General features: G+C 64.5%; 4 protein-coding genes and 1 pseudogene. 3 read left to right on the top strand and 2 right to left on the bottom strand.

Annotation, left to right across the window (positions count from 1 at the left end; translation table 11 throughout):
• Positions 1 to 906: 906 nt before the first annotated feature.
• Together ACIOEW_RS40815 and ACIOEW_RS40810 are read right to left on the bottom strand one after the other, a co-directional pair.
• Positions 907 to 1,656, bottom strand: a pseudogene (locus ACIOEW_RS40815) (transposase family protein).
• Positions 1,657 to 1,940: 284 nt separating this feature from the next.
• Positions 1,941 to 3,284, bottom strand: a complete 1,344-nt coding sequence (locus ACIOEW_RS40810) for a cytochrome P450 (RefSeq protein ID WP_401970630.1) — start codon at positions 3,282 to 3,284, stop codon at positions 1,941 to 1,943.
• Positions 3,285 to 4,187: 903 nt separating this feature from the next.
• Between ACIOEW_RS40810 and ACIOEW_RS40805 the strand changes: the two genes are divergently transcribed.
• The 3 genes from ACIOEW_RS40805 (at position 4,188) to ACIOEW_RS40795 (ending at position 11,866) form a co-directional block, all read left to right on the top strand.
• Entirely contained in the window at positions 4,188 to 9,443 is a 5,256-nt protein-coding gene (locus ACIOEW_RS40805) for an SDR family NAD(P)-dependent oxidoreductase (RefSeq protein WP_401970628.1), read from the top strand.
• Between the two features lie 103 nt (positions 9,444 to 9,546).
• Positions 9,547 to 10,452, top strand: a complete 906-nt coding sequence (locus tag ACIOEW_RS40800; RefSeq protein WP_401970625.1) for a spirocyclase AveC family protein — start codon at positions 9,547 to 9,549, stop codon at positions 10,450 to 10,452.
• A gap of 31 nt (positions 10,453 to 10,483) precedes the next feature.
• Positions 10,484 to 11,866 (top strand): NAD(P)/FAD-dependent oxidoreductase, encoded by a 1,383-nt coding sequence (locus ACIOEW_RS40795; protein ID WP_401970624.1) that lies wholly within the window; start codon positions 10,484 to 10,486, stop codon positions 11,864 to 11,866.
• Positions 11,867 to 12,027 lie beyond the last annotated feature (161 nt).

Genomic DNA, 12,027 nt, shown 5'->3' with positions numbered 1-12,027 from the left:
CCGCTACGAGAAACGGGCCTACATCTACCTCGGCACCGTCACACTCGCAGCCCTCGCGATCTGGCTCCGCACATGATCCGAGAAACAGGACCTAGATGGCGGTTAGCGCCGACAGGTTGGAGAAGGCTTGATGAACCACTGTAGGTCCGACCACGTAAGTGCATTTACTGGGCCGCAGGCGCATAGCCGGTCACTGCGGCTCTTTCCACACCATGGCAGACGCACCAAACCAGCGCTGTCCGCCTTGGAACCACCTCAGAGGAGGCCACGTGTCACTGCTAAGCGCACCCTTCACTTCGTCGCATCCCCCACCCGAATCCCTGCACAAACGCGTGCAGGTGATCAATACAGCGATTGACGTGGGCCAGCACATGCTCGCGGCCAGAGAGGCCGATCGGCTCGTCTGGCACGTCATAGCTGAGCGCGGTGCCCATCACGAATACACACTGTGCCTACGACAGGTGGGTGCCTACGCTCGCTTCCTGGCTGGCCACTATGGACGCGCGGCGCGTGAATCCCTCGAACTTGCCCGCATCTGGGCGCTCAAGGGTGACTGCACGCAAGCCACGGCCGATCTGGTCCGTTCCGCGGCGGCCTGGCTACTCATGCCGGACTCGGAAGACGCCAGACAGCTCGGCTATGTCCTTTTGGACGCGTGGGATCGGACGCCCCCGCCGCCCCGGACTATTGGGCTCATGAGCCGTCGTCAGAGAGCGCAGATCGAACACCGCCTATGCGCCCTGACTCGCCGCCTTCAGCGGCTCCCCAGCGGGGATTGTGAACTGCTGTCCGTTTACTGAGCTGACGTGAGTTGTAGCGTGCGGGAGTGGGTTTGTGGGGAGAGAACGATTTCCGGGGCCTTGACCCCGGATGTTGGACACACGAGACACTGAGCCTTTTCCAACCTCACGCTGACGCGTGATGGAGGACGAGTACGGCCTGGAGGATCGCGGTGATGCGATTGGTGCTGCAACGGAGCTTCCGAAGGAGCCGCCAGTTCTTCAGGACCGCCATGGCCTGCTCGACCAGGCAGCGGATTTTGGCGTGACTGATGTTGTGTCGGCGCTTCCACCGCTTGAGCCGACGGCCTCAGAACGGGACTCGGACGGGGTGGCCGGCTCCCTGGTACGCCTTGTCTGCCCAGCACTTCAGCTCTGCTGCGGCGAGCGCGTCGATGATCCCGTGGGTCCGTGACGCGGTCAGGTCGTGGACGGACCCGGGCAGGGCGCGGGACGCCCACAACAGCCAGCCGAACGGATCGGTGAGGACCTGAACGTTCATGCCGTGACGCTTGTGTTTCCCGGAGTAGTACGGGGCGGCGATCCGGTCGATCGGCAGGAGGGTGCCGTCCAGGATCACGAACGCCTTGCTCCGGATGGTCTTCATCGCCTCGGTCAGGGTCGGAGCGAGGGCGGCCAGGACGTCGATTACCTCGCGTATGTAGCGATAGACCGTCGCGATGCCGATGCGGAACCCGGCGGCGAGCTGGGCATACGTATCGCCGCACCGCAGGTGAGCCAGGGCGAGCAGGGCCTGTCGTCCTGCGGGCAGACGCCGCCAGCGCGTCCCGATCTCCCCTCGCTGGGCATGCAGCCGAGCACTCAGGTACCGCAAGGTGCGGCTGGACAGATCAATCGACGACGGGTAGACAAGCACACGAAGCTCCTGGTGGGCACGGTGAATCTTGGTCGTGACACCTCCTACCAGGAGCTTCATCGTGTTGCAGAGCCGCCCAACTGGCGGACACCTTAGGCAGGTTGGAATCAGCTCACTCACCAAATCCTGCCGACGGCCACCGCACGAACGCTTTCTGCTGCCCGCTTTCACACACCAGCCGCCGTAGCGATCTTCTCGCTCTTGACCTCAATGGCGCGCTTTCAGGGCGCCGGGTGGTGTCTTCCTGTGCGGTCAAATGCTAGGCGGCGCCGCCTGACATGGGGTCAAACTCGGCGGGCCACGCACCGCATGCGGAGCCCCCCGGGACCCAGAGTGGCGCGGATTACCGGGCGGACACGAGAATTTTCGACCGCTTCCAGGTGCCATCGCGCTGTGATGGATGCCAATGCCAGGGTGGCCTGGGTGATGGCGAAGGTGTCGCCAATGCATTTGCGGGCGCCACCGCCGAAAGGAATGAGACTTCCACGGAATTTGTTGGCAGTTTCGTCGTCTGTCCAACGGTCGGGGTCAAATTGGTCCGGATTGGGGTACACGTCCGAACGGTGATGAATCAGGTATGGACTATAGATAAGAGTGGTGCCGGCTGGGATTCGAAGTCCGCCCAGTTCAGTGTCACCGGTGGCAATGCGAGTCAGAAGCCACAGTGGGGGGCGAATCCGCAGTGTCTCGGTGATGATACGTCCGGTCAGCTGCAGAGCGGGGAGATCCCCCAAGTCTGGCCAACGACCAGCCAGTACGGCGCTAGTCTCGGCCTGAAGTCGACTCTCAATGTCAGGATTTTCGGCCAGATGATGTAGCGCCCACGCCAGGGTGTTCGCTGTGGTCTCGGTGCCCGCGAGGAAGAACGTCACGACTTCGTTGGCGATCTCCACGTCTGACAGCCCGTCCGGACTGTCGACGTCGTCAGGCCTGGCCAGTAGCGTCGACAGAACATCGCCCCCGTCTATTCCATCACGTCGGCGCTCTTCGATTATCCGGCCAATCGTCTCGTACAGGCGTGCGCGCGCCCGTTCATGCCGGAGGTTGCCACGGGTAGGCGCCTTCTCCAAAAATGCCGGCAGGAGTGTCCGGGTGAACATTCCCGTCAAGAGTATATGTAGATCCTCGAGCATCTCCGCTTGGCTCGACGCGTCAAGCTGTGTGCCAAACATCGTCGCGCAGGTCACATTCATGGTTAGTTGATGCATGACCGAGGGCACGTCGAGAATCTGCCCATCGCGCCAGGTCTCGATCATGTCCGTGATGAAGGTGGTCATCACATCTGCGTATGCAGGCATCCGGTCGTGGTGAAAGGCGGGTTGAACCAGCCTCCGCTGCCGCCGATGTCGGCTATGAGGACACGACGCGAGTCCATCGCCCACGATTTCGCGTCCGCGCTCGATGAAGAGACCGCCCTTGTCGAATGTGCGGTCATCAACAAGCAGCTGACGCGTGAGTTCAGAGTCGCAGACCACAATGGCGGGTTCGGGACCGAGTTGAATTCGGACCAAATTGCCGTAGGAGGGCAAGGATTGGAGGAATCCGAGGGGGTCCCTGAGGAGCTTCCATGCGTGTCCCACCAGCGGGAGAGCCTGCGGGGCCTTCGGCACCTTTTCTGTGAGCGACATATCTGATACGGCTCCCTTCGCGACGGTTTCCTCGGCATCTCAGGAAATGCTCGAGATCCAAATTGTTTCCTCCGTCGGTAGGGGAGCGAACAGGCTACGCAGTCGACACCGACGGGCACATCGAAATATCTGCGCTCCAGCCAACTGGAGTCGGCAAGAATGCAGGTGCACCGTACATGAAGCGCGCCAGGGCTGTCACTGCTCGGTGCCGCTGTGAAATCACCCCAGGGCATCTTCGTCACTTGGACATTGCGCATGGGCCGCAAGCGATGGCCGGCAGCTTAGACGGGATCGTGCCTGAAAGTCTCGCCACCGCCGCAGGTGGGCCGACTCCTGCGCCTCGCTCACCTCGTCGCGCCCTGGGGCGGCAGGTTTGGCCGACTAGGGCCACTTCCGGGAAGCAGTCGACAGTCGCGACTCGGGTCTCGCGCAGACAGATCACAGGATCAGATGCAGGATTTAATGGCCATTAGGCATGATTTACTCTCCCTAGCAACGCGGCTCAGAGTCGCTCAAAGTTTCGGCCGATAGCCCTATCGGCAGGTATGTTTCTGAGGTAGAAATGCCTTACACGAGTAAGTGATCGAGCACGGCGGGGCCTGCACGGTCGAGACGTGCCGATCACGCCCGCCGTCGGGGCGCAAAGATGCGCCAGCGGACGGAACCGCCGTGATGACGGTGTTGGGAAGGCTGCTCGCCCTGGAGGGCGGTCCCGCAGAGAAAACGCCCTGCAGCAGCAGTCCCCGGACGCCCCTGGCGATGCGTCCCAACTAGCGGTCGTCCCTCTCGCAAGCGGCACTAACACTTCGAGGACCCCGGTTGAACAGGGCCGCTGTTGGGGCGAAGTAGTGCGGCGTCCAAGTCAGTTACAGCACGCGGACCAGAGAATAGGTGGGGTGGGCCATGTCGGCTTCAGAGGCGGAACCGGTCGCGATTATCGGAATCGGCTGCCGGTTCCCCGGCGGAGTAGAGACGCCCGGCGGGTTGTGGGATCTGGCAGCGCAAGGACGAAGGACAGCGGGGCCCGTCCCGGCAGGGCGATGGGATGCTGCGCGTCTTGCTCGTATGCACGACCCGGAGCTAGCTGAGCGGGCAGGGCACGGCAGCTTCCTGCAAGGGGATGTGTGGGCCTGGGATCCAGCAGCATTCTCAGTTGGGCCGATGGAACAGCGGTGGGTCGATCCGCAGTTCCGAGTACTGACAGAAGTGGCCTGGGAGGCCGTAGAGCATGCAGGCATTCCGGTGGACCGCATACGGGGGTCGCGCACCGGGGTGTATGCGGGTACGTATGCGCCGGACAACCTCTTCCGTGAGTACAGGCCCGTGGAGGACGCCCCCAACAGCGCGTATCTCTTCGGGAACTTCACAGCCGGAGCAGCAGGCCGGGTGGCGTTTTCCATGGACCTGCGTGGACCCGCGATGGTCATCAGCACCCATTGCTCGTCAGGCCTGGTGGCGCTGGATGTGGCGTGCGGAGCACTGACCTTGGGCGAATGCGACATGGCCCTCGCTGGTGCGGTGCTGCTGATGCTCGCGCCCGAGACGCACTACTACGAGGCACCCTTGCTGCTTTCGCCGAGAGGCGCCTGCTCCGCCTTCGACGCACGGGCCGATGGATACGTGCGTGGGGAGGGCGCCGGGATGCTGGTTTTGAAGCGGTTGGCCGATGCGCGACGTGACGGGGATCGGGTGTTGGCCGTTATCCGAGGCAGCGCGGTCAATAACGACGGGCAGGCTACCCGGCTGACCGCACCTTCTGCCGAGCTGCAAGAGCAACTGTTCCGCGAGGCCGCTGTCAAAGCAGGCATTGACCCGGGCGAAGTTGGGCTGGTGGAAGCGCACGGGCCGGGCACTGCAGTAGGTGACCCGGTCGAATACACCTCCATAAATGCCGTCTACGGGCGGGGCCAAGGGCGTTGTGCACTGGGCTCGATCAAAACGAACATCGGGCACTCAGAACCGGTATCTGGCATCGCCGGAGCTATCAAAGCCGTGGAGAGCCTACGACGCGGAATTATCCCCCCGAATGCCGGCTTCCAAGAGTGGAACCCCACCATCCCTCGTGACGAGGCTTCTCGCCTGTTCGTCCCGACTGAGCTGACCGACTGGCCTGTGGACGGGGCAGTCCGACTGGCAGCCGTCTGCTCTTACGGAGTAACCGGAACCAACGCCCACGTCATACTGGAGTCTGCGCCCACCACCAGTCGCCACAGCCGAGGCCGAGCGACGCTCCCAAAGCAGACAACCGCGCAACTGTTCCCCCTGTCGGGCGCCTCCCCGCAATCCTTGCGCTTGGCCGCGCTGCGCCTGGCAGCATGGGCGGAAAGCCCTGGAACAGATACGAGTCTTGGGGATGTCGCGCACACGTTGACTATGCGTCGATCACACGGGGACCACCGTCTCGGCATCGTCGCCCGCGATCACCTTGAACTCGCATCCCGCGCCCGCGCTTTCGCGCGTGAGGAAGAAGCCGAGGGGGCCGTCTCAGGTACGCCGGTACTGCCGCCTGACCATGCCGGGCCGGTGTTCGTCTTCACTGGACAGGGCTCTCAGCGGCCCGGTATGTGCCAGGATCTGCTGCGCACTGAGCCGGTGTTCGCTGCGGCGATCGACGAGATGGATCCCCTGATACAGGCTGAGGCCAACTTCTCTCTCCGTGAGGTGATTGAGCACCCGCAGCGGTTGGTTGGCGTGGAGCGGGTACAGCCTGCGCTGTTCGGTGTCCAGGTGGCGCTGGCCGGATTGTGGAGATCCTGGGGGATCGAGCCCGCGGCCGTCATCGGCCAATCCCTTGGCGAGGTCGCCGCGATAGTGGTCGCGGGGGGCCTGAGCTTGGCAGATGGCGTGAAGGTGATTTGCCGCCGCTCGGCGCTGCTCGCCACGATCTCCGGCGGCGCGATGGCCTCGGTGCTGCTTAGCGCCGCCCAGGCGCAGCAAGCGATCGACGCAGCCGGGGCGGACGGGGTGTCGCTGGGCGTGCTCACCTCGCCCTCCATCACAGTGGTGTCCGGTGACGCCGCCCAGGTAGCCGGCCTGGTGCGCCAGTGGGAAGCAGATGGCGTGGTGGCCAAACTGATCGACGTCGATGTGGCTTCGCATTCGCCGCAGGTCGACCCGATCCTCGAACGGCTGCGCACTGCGCTGGCCGAAGTGCCCCAGGCCTATCCCCGCATCCCCTTCTACTCGACCGTCGCCCCCGATCCGCAGGAGCCCTGCGCAGTAGACGGGCAGTATTGGGTACGTAACCAGCGTGACCCGGTGCGGTTTCACGCGGCGGTGTCCACCGCGCTGGCGACCGGCCACCGGCTGTTCATCGAATGCACCCCGCACCCGCTGGCCGTGCGCCCAATTCTCGACATCGCTCGGAATGACGGGGCAACGGATGTCGTCGTGGTCGGCAGCCTTCGGCAGCAGCTTCCCGATCAGGACGCGTTCCTGGCGCATCTCGCAGCGGTACACGCAGCCGGATACGGCGGCATCGATTTCGAATCGCGTTACGGCAGCGGTGAGCTTGCCGACGTCCCCGGCACCGCCTGGCACCGCACCCGCCATGGCGGGGACGAACAGCCGTACCGGCTCATCGCACCGCAACTGCCCGGTGCCGACCAGCACCCGCTCCTTGGCGGGCACGTCCACGATCCTGACCACACCGAGCGCCACCTGTGGCAGACCCCCGTCGGCCCGAATCGTCTTCCTTGGCTCGCCGACCACAAGGTGGCCGACGTAGCGGTGCTGCCCGGTACTGGGACAGTGGAGATGATGCTGGCAGCCGCCACACGGGTATACGGCACCAACACAGTTGCGGTCCGGGACGTGAGCATCGCAAGCCCCCTTGTTCTGGATCCGGAACCAGTAGTTACCACCCGCCTCGTCCGGGACAACGCCACTGACAGCGCCCGTGTCGAGATCGTCTCGGTGACGGACGGTGAGGTTACCGTCCATGCTCACGGCACCGTGTATCCGCTGCCGACGGGGGAGCCACCTACCTCGCTGACCGCGGCCGAGCGTCACCCTCAGGGTTGGCAGGACAGTGAGCCCTCCGCTCTGCATCGCACCTTCCGCGAACGACACGATGTCTTCCACGGCCCGGCCTTCACCGCGATCGACCGCATCCAGGTACACCCGACCGAGGACCTGGCCCTGGCCACACTCCGCACACACGACGCCGCAAGGGTCTCGGCCTGGACGATGTCGCTGCACCCCGCGCTCGCCGACCAAGTGGTGCAAAGCGCCGTCTCGGCGTGGCTGGCCCATTACGTCCTCACCCCGGGCCCGGTGGTGGTCGCCGGATTTGAGGAGGTACGGGTATACGGCAACACCGCACACACCCGGCTTGCTGCCATCCGCGTGCACCATGCTGACGACCTCGGGTGCACCGCATCGGCCCGCCTGGCTACCGCAGATGGCACTGTCGTCGCGGAGATCCATGGACTGCGGGTCAGTAACATCACGCCACCCGCTCAGCGGTTCGCCGCCCGTCTCTCCCACCTCCGCTGGGCACGGCAGGATGCACCAGACGAACGTCCCCGCACCACGGACGGCCGGTGGCAGGTGCTCGCCGACCCGGACTGCACCTGGCCGGCGGAATTGGCTCTGGAGCTGAAGAAGCATACCGTCGACTGCCGCCTCACACCGCTGGATACCATCGCCGCGGACCCGGCAGCCCTGCAGGGTTCCAGCGGCATCGTGCTCGCCCTCGAAGCCGCGGACGATGCCGCGGAATCTGCCGAGCTTGCCCGCAGACTGGTCGCCCGTACGGTCACTCTTATCCAGCACATGGCCCTGATGGAACAGCCCCCACGGCTGTGGGTGATCTCCGGCTCGAAGAGCACTTTGGCCACAGCTGCGCTGCGCGGCATGCTCCGCACCGCGGCATACGAACATCCTGAACTCGGCTCCAGCATTCTGCAGTTCACACCTGGTACACCCTACGAGGCGCTCGTGGCGGAGCTGCTCGACACCGCGCAACCAATTACGGAAGTCGCACTGCGCCCCAACGGCCGCTTTATTGCCTGTGTCACCCCTGGCCCCGACACCACCGAAGTGCACAGTGGCCCGCCTGAGAGGACCGTACGCCCCGGCGCGGCCTACCTGGTCACCGGAGGCCTCGGCGGACTGGGCCTACTCACCGTCGAGTGGCTCGCCCACAACGGCGCCGGACGCGTCGTCATCGTCAACCGCTCCACACCCACGTCCGAAAGTGCGGCACGGCTGAGTGACCTCCGCGCGGCCGGCACCGAGATCATCCTGATCCGCGGCGACATTGCCGACTCGCAGCTTGCCGAGGACGCTGTCACCGCGGCCAGCAACGGCGGGCTCGCACTCCGTGGAGTGCTGCACCTGGCTGGCGTTGTCGAAGACGCAACCTTGACCAACCTCGATGAGCGCCTGCTCGAACGGGTCTGGCGCGGCAAGGCCGACGGGGCCTGGATACTGCACCATGCCACGGCCGAAGCCGACCTTGACTTCTTTACCCTCTACTCGTCGGTCGCCTCCCTGACCGGTTCCCCAGGGCAAGCCGCCTATGCGGCAGCTAACGGTTTCCTCGACGGCCTTGCCGCCTGGCGCCATAACCAGCACCTGCCCGCAAACACAATTCACTGGGGCGCCTGGAGTGAAGTCGGCCGGGGCCAGCACCTCGCCCAGCGTGGCTTTCTCACCATCACTCCTACGGACGGCATCGGCGCCCTGGAATACATCCTGGCCGCCGGCCACCAGCAGATCGCCTACTCCCCGCTGGACATCGCCCAGTGGATCGGCCCCTATCCGGCACTGCGCGAATCCACACTTTTCGCCGAGCTGCTCACAGGGGACAGCACCACTGAGGACAGCAGGTCCGCCGTGCGGGACCAACTTGTGGGGGCGGAAGGGCACTCGGCACGCCGGGACACCCTCCAGGCGTTCATCATCGCAACCGTACGCGTCCTCCTGGGCGACACCACCCGTCACATTGGACCCCACACCAGCATGGTCATACTCGGCCTCGATTCCCTGGGCGCCGTCCAACTTCAGCAACGCCTCCAGCACGCTCTACAGATTGAAATGAAGCCTGGAGTGATCTGGGTCAAACCCACCGCCGCCAGCCTCACCGACTGGCTACTGGACGCTCTCGGGCTGCTACCCGACTCAGCAACTGAATCCCCTGAAATCGGCGCGTAACTCCAGAAGGGAACTTCAAAAGGTGACAACGCACTCGCCCGCCGACTCCGACGTCCATAGGCGCGAGGTAACAGGTGCATCCACCCACTGGAGCACGCCCGTCATGGCCTGGGCCGCAGTGGGCTCCTGCGCCCTGATTTTCCAAACTATCGTCCTCGGTCGGTGGATTGCGGCCGGCGGTCTGCACGCCGTACCGGACGGCAACTATGAGATCTCGGCAGGGCGGGCCGCACTCACCTGGGTGGGGCAGGGTGCGATGTTGGCGATCATCGTGTCCTGCCTGGCAGCGACGTGGTACCGCAGCAGGAAGGCGGGCCAGATCACCTTTGACACTGCGATCGTCATAGGATTCGGTCTCTCATTCTGGCTCGCTCCGCTGTCGAACGCGCGTGATCTCGTCGCCATCGGCAACCGGTACGCGCTCAATGTCTCGACCTGGGGCCCCTATATCCCCGGCTGGGACGGCCCCCATCCGGAGCTCCAGGTCGAGACGGTGGTCGCAGCAAGTGTGCTGATGTATATCCCCGTCATAACCTGGGTCTGGGCTCAAATGTGGTTCATGACCCGAGTCTCACGCCGGTGGCCCAGTTGGGGAATGCTCCGACTGTTGCCGGTCTTCCTGCTCTCGGGAGCCCTGCTAGACGCCCTTTTCGAGGTCATCCTCGTCGCCGGTCTCGGCATGTACGGCTACCCGGCGGCGAATCAGCAGCTTGCTCTGTTCGGCGGCCACTGGTATCAGGTTCCCCTGGGGCACGTGATCGCGGGCATTCTTCTCTCCACCCCAACGGCAATGCTGTGGCATCACGCTCGGCGCCGAAAGCAGGAGGTGCACATCTTCCGCGGCACTGCGTGCTTCGCACCGCGTACCCAGAACTGGCTTCGAATCCTCGCAGCCGTGGGCTTCACCAACCTCGTGATGTTCGGCTGGATGATGATCTCCCAAAACACCACCATGCTCGGAACCGACCCCATGCCAGCCGATATGCCCAGCTGGCTCTGGCCCCGCTGAGTGAACGGCAGGGCAAAACGAAGGGTTCTGCATGACGCACCACGGACACGGCGCTCACCGGCGGCACGGTCACGCAATCGTCATTGGCGCAGGCATCGCTGGCTTGCTGGCCGCCCGCGCCCTGAGCGAGACTTTCCAACAGGTCGACATCCTGGAACGAGATCGACTGCCGTCAACTTGCAAACCACGCCCGGGCGTCCCTCAGGGTCGGCACGCCCATGCCCTCCAAGCACGCGGGCTGCAGCTCTTCGAAGAGTTCTTCCCCGGGCTTCAAGATGAACTGTCGAAAGCGGGAGCACCACTGGTGGACTTCTGTGCGCACGCACGGCTGCAGCTGCCCGGCGGCGCGCCCCCACCCGCAACCTCCGGAATCTTCATCCAGCCGGTGAGTCGCCCCTTTCTTGAGAAGGCAGTGCGGGACCGGGTGGCCCGCATTCCCGGTGTACGCATCCGTGACCAAATCGCGGTGATGGGACTGCTGCAGGACCCGGCAGACCGCCGTGTCACGGGGGTTCGCCTCAAACACCGTTCGCCGCAGCACCGTCCCGACGAGTACCTCAGGGCCGACCTGGTCATCGACGCCAGCGGTCGCGGCTCCCACCTTCCAGACTGGCTCGCCGCCCTCGGCCTCCCTCGCCCGGCGGAGACGATTGTCGACGCCAACGTCGCTTACGTCACCCGCCACTTCGCAGCGGACCCGGACCACCCTGGCGACTGGCTTGCCCTCTTCGAGACGCCGCGGGCTCCCGATTTCCCCCGGGGATGTTTTGCCCTGCGCACAGAAGGCAACCAGCTGATCGTGACCTTGCAAGGTGCAGCCGGTGACCACCCGCCCAAGGATGAACAGGGCTTCCAAACCTTTCTTGAGTCACTCGCCCATGCAACGGTGAACACCATCGCTCAGATGGTCCCCCTGTCGGCGCCCTACCGCTATGCTCACACCGCCAACCGCCGTCGGCACCTCAAGAGCGTCAGGCCCTGGCCGGATGGGCTGATTGCACTCGGTGATGCGGCATGTGTCTTCAACCCTGTCTACGCCCAGGGCATGACAGTTGCTGCGTTGCAGACCCTGGCCCTTCGCGATCTGCTCGAGTGCCATGAACTGCACGGTATCGCGTCAGCATTTCAGCGACGCTCGGCCCATATCACCCGCTGGCCGTGGCTGATGGCCACGTTGTCGGACCTGGGCTGGACAGCCGACGCCTCCACCTCTCTACTGTTGCGCGCCGCACAGTGGTACCTCGGCAGGTGGTACGCACTCATTCCACACCACCCAGACATGTTCCAAGATTTCGCACGGGTGGTGAACATGCTCTGTGGGCCGGGCGTGCTCGCCCGCCCCCGCCACCTGTGGCGCATCATTGGCCCAGGTCCGATGACGAAAAGCCTGGGAGCTGTCCGGCCGATCATGTGACTGTCGCCTGATCTGTTCGTTGTTCCCGTTATGGGGCGGGGAGAACGTGGCGATCTGTCGGACGCCGAGTGGGAGCGGCTGCGGCCGTTCCTGCCGGTGAGCAACGGTCGGTGTGGGCGGTGGCGTGATCATCGACAAGTGATCGACGGGATTCTTCACCG

Origin of the sequence: Streptomyces sp. NPDC087901 (assembly GCF_044742205.1) — a bacterium.
Classification (GTDB): domain Bacteria; phylum Actinomycetota; class Actinomycetes; order Streptomycetales; family Streptomycetaceae; genus Streptomyces.
This window is presented reverse-complemented; position numbering and strand designations above follow the sequence as displayed.

Coding starts and splice junctions, on each gene's coding strand:
- ACIOEW_RS40810 (WP_401970630.1), bottom strand. CDS start 3,284: ATGTCGCTCACAGAAAAGGTGCCGAAGGCCCCGCAGGCTCTCCCGCTG.
- ACIOEW_RS40805 (WP_401970628.1), top strand. CDS start 4,188: ATGTCGGCTTCAGAGGCGGAACCGGTCGCGATTATCGGAATCGGCTGC.
- ACIOEW_RS40800 (WP_401970625.1), top strand. CDS start 9,547: ATGGCCTGGGCCGCAGTGGGCTCCTGCGCCCTGATTTTCCAAACTATC.
- ACIOEW_RS40795 (WP_401970624.1), top strand. CDS start 10,484: ATGACGCACCACGGACACGGCGCTCACCGGCGGCACGGTCACGCAATC.